At 44.7% G+C, this 14,984-nt stretch carries 10 protein-coding genes; 3 read left to right on the top strand and 7 right to left on the bottom strand.

Going from position 1 to position 14,984, the window contains the following annotated elements:
- Window positions 1-60: 60 nt before the first annotated feature.
- Window positions 61-564: a DUF2480 family protein gene (locus tag C7475_RS11090; RefSeq protein WP_110053421.1), complete on the top strand. Its 504-nt coding sequence runs from the start codon at window positions 61-63 to the stop codon at window positions 562-564.
- Here C7475_RS11090 and corA read toward each other — a convergent pair whose 3' ends face one another.
- On the bottom strand, window positions 565-1,686 hold the full coding sequence (gene corA, locus C7475_RS11095) for a magnesium/cobalt transporter CorA (RefSeq protein ID WP_110053422.1): 1,122 nt from the start codon (window positions 1,684-1,686) through the stop codon (window positions 565-567). It lies immediately after the preceding gene.
- A gap of 247 nt (window positions 1,687-1,933) precedes the next feature.
- Here corA and C7475_RS11100 point away from each other — a divergent pair, with 247 nt between their 5' ends.
- Both C7475_RS11100 and C7475_RS11105 read left to right on the top strand, forming a co-directional pair.
- Window positions 1,934-2,941 carry a hypothetical protein gene (locus C7475_RS11100; protein WP_110053423.1) on the top strand — a complete coding sequence of 336 codons (1,008 nt, stop codon included), beginning with the start codon at window positions 1,934-1,936 and terminating at the stop codon, window positions 2,939-2,941.
- 557 nt (window positions 2,942-3,498) lie between these two features.
- Entirely contained in the window at window positions 3,499-4,050 is a 552-nt protein-coding gene (locus C7475_RS11105; RefSeq protein ID WP_110053424.1) for a type 1 glutamine amidotransferase domain-containing protein, read from the top strand.
- Window positions 4,051-4,123: 73 nt separating this feature from the next.
- Here the strand turns inward: C7475_RS11105 and C7475_RS11110 are convergent, their stop codons facing one another.
- From C7475_RS11110 to C7475_RS11135, 6 genes are all read right to left on the bottom strand, one after another.
- Complete coding sequence (locus C7475_RS11110) at window positions 4,124-4,498, bottom strand: septal ring lytic transglycosylase RlpA family protein (protein ID WP_110053425.1); 375 nt, start codon at window positions 4,496-4,498, stop codon at window positions 4,124-4,126.
- Between the two features lie 51 nt (window positions 4,499-4,549).
- The gene (locus C7475_RS11115; RefSeq protein WP_158286485.1) at window positions 4,550-6,856 is read right to left on the bottom strand and encodes a BamA/TamA family outer membrane protein; all 2,307 of its coding nucleotides are present in this window, start codon (window positions 6,854-6,856) and stop codon (window positions 4,550-4,552) included.
- Between the two features lies 1 nt (window position 6,857).
- On the bottom strand, window positions 6,858-11,921 hold the full coding sequence (locus tag C7475_RS11120; protein WP_146217520.1) for a translocation/assembly module TamB: 5,064 nt from the start codon (window positions 11,919-11,921) through the stop codon (window positions 6,858-6,860).
- 163 nt (window positions 11,922-12,084) lie between these two features.
- Complete coding sequence (locus C7475_RS11125; protein WP_146217521.1) at window positions 12,085-12,657, bottom strand: hypothetical protein; 573 nt, start codon at window positions 12,655-12,657, stop codon at window positions 12,085-12,087.
- A gap of 77 nt (window positions 12,658-12,734) precedes the next feature.
- Window positions 12,735-13,319, bottom strand: coding sequence for a hypothetical protein (locus C7475_RS11130; RefSeq protein ID WP_146217522.1), 585 nt, complete (start codon window positions 13,317-13,319; stop codon window positions 12,735-12,737).
- 167 nt (window positions 13,320-13,486) lie between these two features.
- Window positions 13,487-14,962, bottom strand: coding sequence for a glutamate synthase subunit beta (locus C7475_RS11135; protein ID WP_110053430.1), 1,476 nt, complete (start codon window positions 14,960-14,962; stop codon window positions 13,487-13,489).
- Window positions 14,963-14,984 lie beyond the last annotated feature (22 nt).

The raw sequence follows: 14,984 nt of genomic DNA on the forward strand, positions 1-14,984 counted from the left end.
ACCCTTCGAAATTATCCACAGGTACTTTTTTTTGTAACTTTGTAAAGTAAAAAGTGGTTTATGGAAGAGATTGTAAATAAGGTTGCACAGAGCGGGCTCATTACCCTGGACCTGGAAGATTATTATCCAAAAGAAGAAATTGTTGAATTTGATCTGAAGCAATATCTCTTTATGGAAATGATCCTTAAAGAGAAAGACTTCAGAACAGCACTTCAGTCGCTCGACTGGGAACAATACCGTAATAAAAATGTAGCCATCATCTGTACTGCAGATGCCGTTATACCTTTCTGGGCATACATGCTCGTGATGACTTACTTATCCCCCGTTGCTCATTTTGCTGCCTTTGGAGATAAAAGGAATGTACACCAGGTACAGTTTATGAAGAATCTGAACGCTATAGATATCAACGAATACGCTGATAAACGTGTGGTTATCAAAGGTTGTGGCGATCAGGGAGCCGGAGAAGCGGCATATGTGGAAATCACCCGCCTGCTGACGCCCGTGGTGAAAAGCCTCATGTATGGGGAACCTTGCTCTACCGTGCCTATCTATAAAAAGAAATGATCAGAACCATTTTTTCTTTCTGAAAAAGATGATCATACCGATCAACATGATCAGCATGAATAACATGGTTAAATAATAACCGTTTTTGGTATGCAACTCTGGCATATTGTCGAAGTTCATACCATAGATGCCCGCTATAAATGTTAATGGGGCCATCAATGTGGTTACTACCGCCAGCACTTTCATAATCTCATTCATCTTGAGATTGATCTGCGTATGATACAGATCCTGAACCGTTAGTATAACGTCGCGATAATTTTCTGCCAGATCATTTGCCTGTATGATATGGTCATACACGTCTTTATAATATTTGGTGGTCCGCTCTTCCAATAACTCACTTTCACTTTTGAGAAATCCGTTAACCAATTCCCGGACGGGGGCAACGGCTCTTTTGAATAATAAAAGTTCCCTTCTAAGTAGGTTGATCCGCGCTTGAGTGCGGGTATTGGCCTGGTGTTGTACTGCATCCTCCATCAATTCTATCCGCTCCCCTAATTTTTCAATAATACTATAATAGCTATCCACAATTACATCAAGGAGAGAATAACAGAGATAGTCCGATCCAACGGAACGGAACCGGGAATGGTTGATCCGTAGTTTGTCCCGGATATGATTAAATACATCTCTCTCCGCATCTTCCTGGAAAGAAATAACAAAGTTTTTTCCCAGTACAATACTTACCTGTTCCTGTTCAATGGTACAGGTCTCACTATTAAAGTACATCATTGGCAGAAGGCAGAACAAGTGGTCTCCTATCTCATCCATTTTTGCACGTTGCCCAACGCTCATAATGTCATCCTCGAGGAGAATATGAATATTCAGGCGCATACATATGTCATGTACCGTTTCCTTATTGATGCCATCTACATTTACCCATACAGTACCGTGATTGTCATCGATAATATGATGAAAGACCGGCTCCACGTCGTTTCCCATCACAGTTTGCTCCTCAAAATGTTTACTGCTGTAATTGAAGATCGTGATCTTCTCACATACGCTCTGTTTCCGGGTGACCGGCCCTTTTGCGGGGTTGTAATTCATTAAGCGCTGCTTCCTGACCTTAAAAGGATTCAGTGTTTCCAGTACATCATGTATGGGTAATATGCGACCTGGCTTGATCATTCTGGGCTGATTTGTGCTTATTATTTTAAAATTAACTTAAAATTGGCGTAACGAGGAGTTAACAACCGATGATTATCTTCGGCTGATCACTACCTGCAACTGTTCACATAATAAATTGTCTTTCAGGGACAATTGCTCCGCTTGTATGCCAGCTAACCCGGTTACGCAATGCCATTATTATGCTGCCATCAGTTTATATAGGTAAAATTAAAAATGCTTTTTAAACAACTGGTGAATTTTGAGGTTTATGCGTGTACTTATTTTTGTTATAGCTGCTCTCTTTCTGCTTATTTGTGCCTACAGCATTTATGAATCAGCAAATAGCAAAAAGATTGCTGAAAAGAATGTGCTGGTCTGGTATGAGCTGTCTGTTAAGAGGCTACAGGATAAAGTGGAAAAACTATGTACCGCACTGGTTACCCACCAGTCGCCCGAACATGTGCAAGAAGTATTCCGTGAATCAAGACTGGCTTATAAAAAAATAGAAGTGCTTGCAGAATACTTCAATCCCTACACCGTACAATTGATCAACGGCCGGGGTGATGATACTGTTTCAAATAAGAACAGGCAAGCGTTTCAGACCCTTGAACATCTGATATATCCAACTATACAGACAGCTAATACGCAGTTAGCTTACATAGAAGCACGTAAACTGGCTACAGCCGTGAACAGCCTGCGACAACTCGACTCCAGACCAATGCCCACTGATGCACAGTTATTTGATGCGATGAGGCTGGAATTAGTAAGAGTCATGTCTCTGGGCCTCAGTGGATTCGATTCTCCCGAAGCGCGTTATAGTCTCAAGGAAGCCGCTGCCGCTTTAGAGGGTGTCAGGAGCGTCTGGCATTTATACGCAGACCGTGTTAACATCTATAATCCAGGCCTCGTAAAGTACACAGAAGAATTATTGACTGCAGCAGGAAGACAGCTTGATCAGGCACAGCCCAATAATTTTGATAGGCAGGGATTCGTTACCGAGTATATAAATCACCTGTCGATAAACTTTAAATTATCCAGAGAGGCATTGAATATCCCCTATGACAATGGACAATATATTCTGGACCCCGCAGCATCTAACGTGTTTGCAAGAAACGCCGTACATCCGTTATATTTCTCCTCAGATGCATTGCAGGATTCGGCCGGCAGCAATGATCCATTGTACAACATCAACGGGCAGCAATTCAGAGCCAGTTACATATACACATTGTTACAACAGAATAGTGCCTTAAACGCAGTAGCAGAAAGGAAAAGATAAAAGAAAGACTGCCGGCGAAGAGTATCACCGGCAGCAGATTGGCTATTTAAGACTAGGATATGGAAGACAATGTATCAATAATGTTGTGGTCAACATCAGGCCATGCACGATTGACACCGTAAAACACTACGGGGCAAAAAATGCTGTACAAAAAAGGGAATTAATAGAGATTGGATATATAACAATTCTTCAGCTTTCTCTCACATTATACTTTCAACTATTGCCATTGCAGCAAACCGCGTATAAAAAAACATGCATTCTCAGATGCCTGGCAAATAGCGTTTTTTCATGAGAATATGGTAAAACTGATTGCGGTGCAAATAACAATACTGCTATAATAATTCCAAAAAAAATACCCTAAATAGCCTAGAAATGTGAGATAAATGAGTATTGTCAATGTAACTATGAGTAAAAAAATGCACAGAAGATAAATTGAATATCAGCAAAAGAACGCCTATAACCTCACCATGATACGGATTTCACTGTTGGGAATTGTTTTTGTTGTGAGTAAGTAGTAATCCTAACAGTTAATTACCAAAAACATAAAACGGAATATCATGGAAAACAAGCTCAGTAATAAGAAAGTGGCCATTTTAGTGGCTGACGGTTTTGAAGAGGTTGAATTTACAAAACCGCTGGAAGCGCTACAGGAAGCAGGAGCTAATGTGGAGGTTATATCTTTACATGATGGTGAGGTAAAAGCGTGGGCCGAAAAAGACTGGGGGAAAACATATCCTGTAGATAAAACCGTGGCAGATGCTAATGCAAAGGACTACGACGCACTTGTACTTCCCGGTGGCGTAATGAATCCTGATCACCTGCGCGAAAGTCAGGAAGCAGTGAATTTTGTAACCGGCTTTTTTGATGACAGCAAACCAATTGCGGCTATTTGTCACGGTCCGTGGACATTAATAGAAACGGGAGAACTGAAAGGGAGGTCTGTTACTTCATATCCTTCTCTGAAAACAGACCTTATTAACGCAGGTGCGAACTGGGTTGACCAGGAAGTAGTTGTGGATAATGGATTGGTTACCAGTCGTAACCCTAATGACCTTCCGGCTTTCTGTAGAAAGATGGTAGAAGAAATTGGCGAAGGCATCCACGCCTGATATCCCAATATCTTAGCATAAAAAAGCGGTCACGCCAAAGGCGGACCGCTTTTGTTTTATCTGATGGATCAGTTTACTTTTTCTTCTTGTATTTTATTTCGACAACGGCTACTCCTGTGCTGATCATGCCTATACGCTTGGCTGCCTTTTTTGAAAGATCGATCACCCTTCCCTGAGAGAATGGTCCGCGATCATTGACACGTACAGTTACCGACTTACCGTTGGAAACATTGATGACCTTTACTTTGGTACCAAAGGGCAGCGTACGGTGGGCCGCTGTTAATCCGTTCTGTCTAAAGGTTTCTCCGCTGGCGGTTTTACGTCCTTCAAACTTGTCGGCATAATAAGATGCTTTTCCGTTTTCGGTGATCTTCCTGCTGCAGGATGTAAAGCTAAGCAAGCTGCAAAGCAGAATGACGAAGATGCGAGTATAGTTTGTTGTTATCATAGGTCTGGTTTTTAAATAAAGGCGGGGTTTCGCCCGCCCAAGGTAAAAAAATCAGAAAGGATATCCAATTGCTATATTTAATATGAGATTTTCTCTACGCCAATCCGGATCGCCGAAGTTAATATCTTTTATTACCCATCTTTCGTCAGAAGGCAACCATGGTTTACGCAACGGGAATGCCAGATCAAGCCGTACTACAATGATAGAGGCATCTATACGTAACCCCACACCTGCATCCACAGCTATCTGATTGCCGAAAGACTTTGCCTTGAATTTGCTACCCGGTTTAGTGGGTACATCCTGCTTCAGCCAGATGTTACCTGCGTCCAGGAAGAGGGCCGCATTAAAGATGCCTGTAAGCCGTGCACGTAGTTCAGAGTTATATTCCAACCTGATATCGCCGGCTTCATTTGCCAGGAACTGACTGGTCGTGTCCTTATAGCTTCCAGGACCCAGTGTTCTGGCCCGGAATCCGCGAAGACTACTACTACCCCCTATAAAGTATTGCTTTACAAATGGTAAGGTTGTAGAGTTACCATAAGGAATACCAAATCCTGCATAAAGACGGTTTACCCAGGTCAGTCTGCGCGTAAATTTCCAATAATGCCTGATGTCTCCTGTTAATCGTACATATTGAGCAAATGGAGCTCCCAGCAGTGTCCTGCCACTATCTTTTTTAGGAATAACCAGGCCGGCCAGATTACCCGAATAGTCCAGATCTCCATTGAGATAGAAGCTATGTTCCCTGTTCTCCGACTGATTATTGTAGGTAATACTATAGTTGCCTCCAAGAATGAATTGTTTTTCAATAGCTGCCCGTTGACTAGGATCATTCTTTAGAATACTGTCATAACCAGGTGTAGTACTGGTTGGTAGCACATAGGTAATGGCAACCGGCGACCACTTATGTTCCAGATATTGTGTCTGACGCCAGATATACTGGAACTGGAAAGAATATGCGTTAAGGTTATATAATTGACTACGGCTGAATAATTCATAGCTTAAGCTGATTCGCGTACGGGGTACATAAGGCGTCCGCACGTTAAAGTTGAAAAGTGGCTGCCAGAACCGAGGAATAGTAACTGCCGCTTCTGCCTTCAAGTTGTAGGAGTTACCTCCTCTCAAAGTAGTGTTGTTAGCCGTTTGCCTTCCTCCTACCTGCCATTCCATACCGCCGGACAGTGTGATCTCCAGCAGGTTTGCTGCATGTAACCAGTTACGGTTACGGGAAGTGATCCGCACCTCAGAACCGACAAAGTTGTTTGACTTGGAGGTTCCTCTTAATTCGGCCGATAAACTTCTACGTGGATAAGGTGTGAGGAAGAAACTGGCGTTTAGTTTAGAACTGTCTCCCCTTACCTGCCTGAATTGACCCTTTACAAATTTAAAAGTACCGAGATCGGTAAGCCTGCGAAGGGTAACATTATGTGCACTAAGCGTATATAAACTATCCGGTTTCAGGAATACTGAGCGTCCAAGCACGCTGGGCCTGAACTTGTTGGTCGAATCAACGATACGTATATGCTGATACTGTACCGGCCTGCCCCTGCGGGAAAGAGAATCATTATCCAGCGAGTAATTAGGATACACTGTAATGTTCTTCATCCTGTATTGCTTACGCGCAGCCAGCGGGGTTTCGTCTTTCATTTTAAGATAGAGATCAACCATGCCTTTATTTGTGCTGTCTACTTCCACAAGTAAGTGATCAGCAGTAAAGTAGTAGTACCCCTGCTCCTTCAAAATTTCATGTACACGGTTACGTTCTGCTACCACACTATCCAGACGGAATGGACGTCTTAGACGTAGAGAACTGCCCTCTTGTGCAGCGGCTATCGCTTTACCAAGTTCGGTACTATCTGTTTCGTAAGTGACACTTTTGATGCGGTAACGGGTATTAGGAGTAGCAGTGTAAGTAATGGAGGCCTTCTTCTTTCCCTGGTACTTTATTTCTGAAGCAACGGCTGCCTGAAAGAATCCATTATCAACCAGGTATTGTTCCAGAACAGTAGCCGTATAATCTGGTTTGGCACTGCTTAGTAAAACAGGCGGTTCTCCCCACTTACGCCTTAAAAGATAATTCAATCCTTTCCCTTTAGGTTCCTTTCCAAGATTGTACAACCAAAGCCTGATAGGCATACCGGCGAACTTTCGATTGGGTTTAGGCCTTGTACGGTTGCTCATTTCTGCGATAAGCGTGCCGTAGTCCCTCCTGGGCTTTTTTCCTTCCCATTTTATGTTCGTCCCAGTATATAAACGGTCATTTTCGGGGACAGTTTTGGTGGTACTACAGGCACTTATGCACAGGGCAAAAAGCGCTGTAATAACAGTGGATGATATATACCTGTTTCTTCTGATCATTTTATTTCTTGCTGACAGTTTTCTTATTGCGGAGCCTTTCTTTTTTCTCCTGGGATTTAGCACGGCGGAATATTTCGCGGAATTCGTCATAATCCATTATCAATGCAAAGGCAACGCCGGTTTCTACTACCTGTCCCTCTATGACAGTACTGTTATCATTCCGTTGATATACCCTTACACGGTAACGGCCGTCTTTCGTCAGTTTATATTCTATGGAAATATCACCTACCAGGGAGGATGGATTCGCCTGGTTTTCTCCCTGCAGCATTACATTGGAGCCAACAGAAACAGACAACCGTTCATTGAAGAGTTTCTTGGATGCGCCCACCTTCAGATTGGTAGTTTCCTGTGCGGCTCCGGTGGAATAATCTTCCCGGGACTCCACGTCGAAATTCAGATCTACACCTTTAATAAGATTGCCTGCCAGGTTGTTTAACTGTTGAGAAAGGATCTTACTTACACTCTGACGAGCCATATTACGTGCACCAAAATCACCACTGCCACCACCATCACCTGCAAAAGGATCTTCAGGAATGAAGCTGTTGAGTACCAATAATCCCATTACCTGTTTGTTCAATTCTGAAGGGATCTGGTTGATCTGTTTCAGACGGTTATACACACTTCCGCTAAAGGCGTTCTGTTCTGCTTCAGGCATGTCGAGCTCAAAGGAGATCTCCGGTTTCATCATCTGTCCTTTGATACGGAGGTATACGTAGAATGGTAATTTCTGTCTGTACCTGTTCCTGTCAATTTCTGACATGTTAGTCAGCTGATCTTGTACCAGGTCGGCTGCTGTTGCATTGACCGTATAACGGGCGGTAATGTCCAGATCAGCTTCCATCGCCTCTCCGCTGAATGTGATCGTGCTGCCTTTTTCTATGCTGAAAGAACGCTTGATCAATTGATTGAGAGACATTTCATACTTACCCTCGGTTATTTCATAACGGCCGGTCAGGCTCATTTTGGTGCTCGCATCCAGTGTCGCATTGATATTAGCAGTTCCTTTAGCTTCTACAAAGTCTCCATTGATAGGGTCGATGATAATTCTGATAGTAGACTCCGGCGTGATCTCAGCATTGCCAGACAGGTTGATCCCTTTCAGGCGCGGGTTGAGGTATTTAGTACTGTCAACCGCTTTAATGAGACTGGAATCTAAAGGATTAGACTTATCCACAAATACGATCACTCCTTCCCTGTTGGCTATGCCTGGTTCTTCCGAAGGGAGGGTAACGGTGATATTTGATTTATCACGGAGTTTCACATTGGCGTCAACTCTTGGCAGGTCCATATTGCCACGTACGCTGATGCGGGTGTCTATAAATGCCGGACCATAATACAATTGCTGCGGATCCTGTTGTTTACCCAGTATCATGAAGTTATCCGAGTTGATACTGAGATTAAAGTTATACCGGGAGAAATCGCGTGTGTTGATCCGGCCGTCTACCACCAGTTCATTACCAAGACTGTCAGCAACTACAAACTGGTTGAATGCGATCCCTCTTTCGTCCATGTTGATCGTTTCGTCTGGCAGGCGTAAGGGGGCGCCAACATAAGTAATGGTACCGCCGGCATCGTTGAAATGCAGCATTCCTAAAACTTTCGGCTTATCCGTCGTGCCGGTAATAGTAAATTGCCCATCCGCACTACCATGCATACGTGTCACGTTCCCGAATGTGAATGATTCGAGAGATGCCATGTTGATATTGTTAATATCCACCGTCGCATTGATCGTACTATCGTAGGTACCATCTACTTTGACATCATTCTGATTGCCGGTCAGATTAGCAGCAAGTTTATATTGATTGGCTTGAGGTGTTTCTACATTAGCCTCCAGCGTTCCGACCGGCGTTCCCCGGAAAACAAGAGAATCTATTTTCAATGAGCTTTTTACCAATGGAGAATTGTCCAGGTTACTCACCAGAGCATCTGCATTCAGCAGGCCATTCGCCAGCAATGTATCTGATGACAGCAGTGCTGTTATAGTCGACAGTTTGAAATCTTTAATGTTGGTTTTTAACGGTGGCAGTTTCCCCTGTGCAGTATCTCTCAGTGTCTGTATCTGAATGGATTGGTTCTGATAAGAAAGTGTGAGTTGAGCAGTATCGGGGCCTCCGTTGATGAGATGTATCCGGTTACCTTCATCTACTTTCCATTGTTGTTTATTCAGTAACAGATCCGTTTTCAGTGAAAGGTTCATTGCATTGGCAGGCAGGAAGGTAACGTAACCGCCTATCTTATATTTCGGATTACGTTTGATATCATCCAGTAGCAGGTCCCAGTCCACCTTGCCTCCGGTGGCATTCGCTTTCAATTGCGTATGATACAGCGGTGCTATCTGATGATGCAGCCTGGCGAGATCCACAGAGGCATTCAAGGTTGTGTCCTGGATCCGGGCGGCAATCTGTACACTGTCTACACGCAAAGAATCATACACAAGTTTGAGCAGATTGGCGTTGAACACCAGCAGACTACTGTCTGTATTCAGTCGTCCGTCAATAACCAGTGGCTGTTCCATCCGAAGGCCGGGCGCCATATTTTTAAGACTGCGTGGCCAGGACAGGGCAGCATTCCACTGTAAGGTTTGTCCGGCAGGTAATTGTACCAGTTTCGCACTATCGTATGGTTGTAATGGTTTATTGATCAGCTGACCAAACGCACCGCCCACTTTTGTATAATCGATATTACCATTGGCATGTATGAACCCAAAAGGCCCTTCCAGTGCAAGATATTGCTGGTCATCATATCTGGCTGTGAGCGCAATGGTGTCTAAAGGAAATACCTGCCCGTTCGTAGCTACCTGCCAGTTATGAAGAAAGGCTGTTCCAACCAGCCGCTTGGGATCAAGACTACTGAAGTCTGCCGCCAGCGCGCCTTTCAATATCATCGGATCAGCGTACCAGTTTGTGGCATACAGGTCTGCCTTGTCCATCTGAAGGTTCGCCTGTAAAGATTGTACACTGGTGTCGCCTAATAATGCGTTAACATCAAAGGTGAGTGTGATGCTTGTATCGGTACTTTGGCCTTCTGCATGTAACTGATTCTTATCAATGTTGCCGTTGACAGAAATGCCGTGATAAGTATAGCGATTGTAGGTAGCAGCATCGAGGTCTATGGCAGCTTTGGCCACCATTCCGGGGAATGTATATCCCTGGCCGGAGGCAGACATCCTTCCGCTGATCCAGCCCATGGCTGTGTCGTACATCAGAATGCCGGGATGCACTTTAAAGGATGCTACGTTTACATCATAACGGGCACGGATGCTGTCTGTAATATGTACAAGATGTGCGGATAACTGTGCATTCGCAGAACTGCTGGTCAGGTGTAACTGTGTTTTAAGGTCCTGCATACCGCCAAGCATGTTGCCGGTAATAAGCATGTGCTCCGGTAGTCTTGGAGTATCGGGCAGCGTACCTGCCGGTAACCAGGACCGTAATGGTTTATTGCCTGACTGAATATATATCGAAGGAAGGTTTGCCCAGAAACGTTCTGCGTCTGTAGCATGCTCAATTTCTCCGTTTGTCCGGATATGGTTACCGACGTTGTCTGTTATACGCAGCGTTTCGATGATCAGTTTACCCATACTTCCCTTTAATTCCGCAGTCACATCTATCACCTTGTCCCACAACGGTTTCATGGAAGGATTCCGGCGTGAATCCGGTACAAATGGAAGGAACTCTCCCAATGTGATGCGGGAGGAGTCGATATCAGCGCGAAGCTGTAACTGATCCATCTGTTCAGAAAGCGTGGACCAGGAAGGGACCGTTACCGCAATCTGTTTTCTAAGCAGGCTTTTATTTGTTTCCAGTAGCAGGTTCTGTAAAGCCAGCGTCTGAGGAGTAAAGAGCACGTTAAAGTGTGCCTGTTTCACCGCGAAGCCTGACTTCTCGCTGACTTCCAGCGATTTAAGAGCGGCACTAATGGTATCGGTTTTATAAAGAATATTGGAAACTGCAGTATTGAAGTTGTAGAGGAAGAGATGGTTATAATCCGGATCATTACCTGCTCCTCTTGGCGGCGGCGCAGTATTATTATCAAACTTGAAATCCACATGCTCCAGTTCTGCTTTGGTAGCCAATACTTTCCATGTGTTGGGCACGCTATCTGTGGGAATTGGAGCGGATGTGTCTTTCGCGGCAGATAATGTAAATACACCTACTGTCCTGCTGATCTTTAACTCTCCGATCTTTACTAAGGTTGAATCAAGATCTATGTCTGAATTGGACAGTTGCAGATTGCTGATACGCCATACAGTTGATAGACCGCTTGCTTCGTCTGAGTATAAAAATGCGCTGTTTTTGATCTGAAGCTTTTTTAACAGCAGGTGGAATGGCGTGCTGGAGGTATCTGCCGGCAAGGGCGGCGGAGGCGCATTGTTAAGTGCTTTCGGACGGTAGGAGGTTGTGTATATGCCTTTCATACCGTTCAGCTCAATTCCCCGGAATGCGTACAAGCCTTCATCGAGTAAGAGGTCGTCCGGATCAACATGCAGTTCCTGGAAACGCACAATGGCAGTCATCCCCCCTTCTGCGTCTGCAAAGCGGAGGCGCACATTACTAAGCGTTACATCTTTGATATGGAATTGAAGCGTGGTGCCTGTCTCTGCAGAGAGGGTATCCGGTATGCTGTCTTTAGTAACAAAGGCGTCCTGGATAAACTGATAGTTATAGACGCTATCTCCCTGGTTACGATAAATATTGACCAGCACAGAGTCCCATTCGAGGCCATTGACCTTCAACTCATTGTTGAGAAAAGCCAACAGATTGTACCTTACCTTCAGTGTGCCGGAATACAGCAGGGCCTTCGAGCTGGTATCGGCAACATAAACATTCCTCAGTTCCAGGTATTTCCATCCGCGCATACGCAGATATCCGATGCGTACCTGGGTATGCAGCTTCTTTTGCAGATATTGTTCCCCCTGCCGGCGTATATAATCCTGCACTGGTTCCAGCTGCAAAAGTAATACTGCCATTACAGGAAGTATCAGCAGGACGACAAGCGTCCACAATAACCATCGCCACCAGGGACGACCATGATGCTTTTCTTCGTTCGTAGATGGATCTGTCACTATGAAAAAGGTTACTTATACAGTAATTTACTGAAATAAAACGCTTTAGGGTATTTATGCTTACATGGTTAAACAAACAAATACTATACCTGCTGAGTTGTAATACACAAAAAAAGTCCCGTCATAGACAGGACTTAAAAAAATAAAATGCCGGATATTGATATTACCAGGATGGCGTGTTCCGTTGATTGAACTTCTGGATATAATATATCAGTTTGCTCTTGTTGTCTTTGTCTTCGTTAAATTCCCTTAACAGGGCGGTGTCTTGCGGCAGAATATATTTACGCATATTAAACAGGGTCAGGTCATAAACATCCCCTGTTACCAGGTTCAACACCCGTTTGTCTGCCGTTGGCGGAGGGGTATTCTCAAAGACCATTCCGGCTGTAGCCCTGTTCCCTGTACTGGAAGTAATAGCCCTGATGCGGTATAGGCAATAGTATCCTATTTCTTCCAGTTTATTCAGACCGTTGTCTTTAATATAGATAGAAGAGCCATCTGAATAACCCCAGTATTTTTTCACTTTCTGCTCTTTTCCGGTTGAATCGACCAGGTTCAGTTCATTGGGCGCAGACAACAGATATACCTGTGCCGCCGGAGTCCTGTTCTTCACCGTAATTGTTCCCGTAACTGATGGATCATTCGCTCTAAACTCCCGGAAGGTTTTATAAATACCTTTTTTATATTGATGGGTATCGTAAACGGAAGTGCCTACCTGTGCTGATGTAAATTGCACAAATGCTGTGCATAATATAATAGAAAGTACCAACTGCCTCATAAGATTACAAATGTACTGCTTTTCAGGGTGCTGAATTAGTCAGGCAGCACGTGTTGCCTCTCCATGTCAGCGATGATCAGCTGCCGGAGCCTTTTGAATACAGTTAGTTTATCCATTATCATTTCGACAGTGAGGCGGCTGAACCAGATGTTCTCAGTGTTCTCGTTCAGTGCGATATCAAAATCATTCTGCAAATGCCGCTTTGTTTTATATCGAAGCGGTAATATATTATCTGCAGCCTGTGGTCCGAGCCGGGATAGTCCGAGTGCACGGACGTCTTCAGATTCGGTCCCGATTGGAAGGAACTGAAGAATGGCGTCGTGTGGCCATGCTTTAGCTTTTTCCAGCGCAGCATGGGTATTTACCTTTTTACTATCACCCAGATATTCATATTTACATTCAATTCTCCGGGAGTTAAACCCTTTGATAAGTTGGGCAGAGAGATAATCGAGGAACATATGCGCCTGCATATCCCCTTCACCGACAATGAGGATTTTCTGGTAGTGTTTTGCGCTATCCAGCGGCTTCTCAATAGGGTTCAATCTTATAACAGGTAACTGGGCCTGGGCATTAACAAGCAGCAGCAAACATGCTGATAATGACAGTAAAAGTGCTCTCATAAAGTATTTAGGGATAATTACGCCGCAAAGATAGGGAAACAAATTTCCCTATTAAGAGGCAAGCAAAAGGCCGGGTAAAAACCCGGCCCGGCTGAAGGTTACAACAAAATCTAAACCTGCTTATGAGACTCTTTGATATTTTTTATAAGCTGCGAGGCTTGGCGTTATTAAACTGCCAAAGCCTGCAAAGAATGATCTTTACTTTCCAGTTGTGAAGCACCCATCAGGAACTCGTCCACCTTTCTTGCACATTCACGTCCTTCACTGATTGCCCATACTACCAGGGATTGTCCGCGGCGCATGTCGCCGGCAGCAAATACCTTTGGTATGGATGTCTGGTATGCTCTTTCACCGGCTTTCACATTGCCCCGCTCGTCTTTTTCCACACCCAGTTCGTCCAGCAGGCCGGTATGTTGAGGATGTAAGAAGCCCATTGCCAGGAAGGCCAGTTCACAAGGGATCTCTTGTTCGCTACCTGGTACTTCTTTAAAGCCGCCTGGTCTGCCATCAGGACCCAGGGCCCATTCGAGGGCTACTATTTTCAACCCTTTCAGGTTTCCTTTTTCGTCTCCGACAAACTCTTTGGTACCTATAGCCCAGTGACGTACCGCACCTTCTTCGTGAGAAGAGGATGTTTTCAGTACCATTGGATAGGTAGGCCATGGCATATATTCTGTACGCTCTCCCGGAGGTTTTGGCAGTAGTTCCAGCTGGGTTACTCCTATTGCACCGTGACGATTGGAAGTACCTACACAGTCGGAGCCGGTGTCGCCACCGCCTATTACTACAACATTCTTGCCGGTTGCCATAATATCATGACCGGAAACAGGACGTTCGCCTACGCGTTTGTTCTGTTGCTTCAGGAAGTCCATTGCATAATGTACGCCATGGAAGTGACGGCCAGGAATGTTCAGGTCGCGCGGAATAGTAGATCCACCCGCCAGTACGATCGCATTGTATTCGCGAAGCAGGTCGTTCACACTTACATTCACACCCACATTTGCATTACACTGGAATACGACACCTTCTTCTTCCATCAGTTTGATACGACGGTCTATTACCCATTTCTCCAGTTTGAAGTCAGGAATACCGTAACGCAGCAAACCACCCGGAGCATCGTCTCTTTCAAATACAGTCACATTATGACCGGCATAGTTCAACTGAGCGGCAGCAGCCAGTCCAGCAGGACCAGAGCCTATCACAGCTACTTTTTTGCCAGTACGTACTCTTGGTGTTTTAGCCTGTACCAGACCTTTATCGAAAGCTACCTCTATAATGTGACGTTCTATTTCTTCGATAGCCACAGGAGGCTGATTGATACCCAGTACACAAGCACTTTCACACGGTGCAGGGCAGATACGTCCTGTAAACTCCGGGAAGTTGTTGGTGCTGGTCAATATTTCATAAGCTTCTTTCCAGTCTTTCTGGTATACAGCGTCGTTGAACTCGGGGATCACATTGCCCAGCGGACAGCCGCTGTGACAGAATGGAACTCCACAGTTCATGCAGCGTGCAGATTGTTCATTCAGTTTTGACTCTGAATATCTCTCCACGAATTCGTTATAGTGTTGGACTCTCTCCTTTGCAGGAGTTTTGCCCGGCAGTTCCCGTGTAAATTCAAGGAATCCTGTTGGTTTGCCCATTTGTCTCTTTTCTTAGATGTTA

The sequence above is a fragment of the Chitinophaga sp. S165 genome (assembly GCF_003182155.1).
Lineage (GTDB): Bacteria > Bacteroidota > Bacteroidia > Chitinophagales > Chitinophagaceae > Chitinophaga.

Coding starts and splice junctions, on each gene's coding strand:
- C7475_RS11110 (WP_110053425.1), bottom strand. CDS start 4,498: ATGATAACAACAAACTATACTCGCATCTTCGTCATTCTGCTTTGCAGC.
- C7475_RS11100 (WP_110053423.1), top strand. CDS start 1,934: ATGCGTGTACTTATTTTTGTTATAGCTGCTCTCTTTCTGCTTATTTGT.
- C7475_RS11105 (WP_110053424.1), top strand. CDS start 3,499: ATGGAAAACAAGCTCAGTAATAAGAAAGTGGCCATTTTAGTGGCTGAC.
- C7475_RS11115 (WP_158286485.1), bottom strand. CDS start 6,856: ATGATCAGAAGAAACAGGTATATATCATCCACTGTTATTACAGCGCTT.
- corA (WP_110053422.1), bottom strand. CDS start 1,686: ATGATCAAGCCAGGTCGCATATTACCCATACATGATGTACTGGAAACA.
- C7475_RS11135 (WP_110053430.1), bottom strand. CDS start 14,962: ATGGGCAAACCAACAGGATTCCTTGAATTTACACGGGAACTGCCGGGC.
- C7475_RS11090 (WP_110053421.1), top strand. CDS start 61: ATGGAAGAGATTGTAAATAAGGTTGCACAGAGCGGGCTCATTACCCTG.
- C7475_RS11130 (WP_146217522.1), bottom strand. CDS start 13,319: ATGAGAGCACTTTTACTGTCATTATCAGCATGTTTGCTGCTGCTTGTT.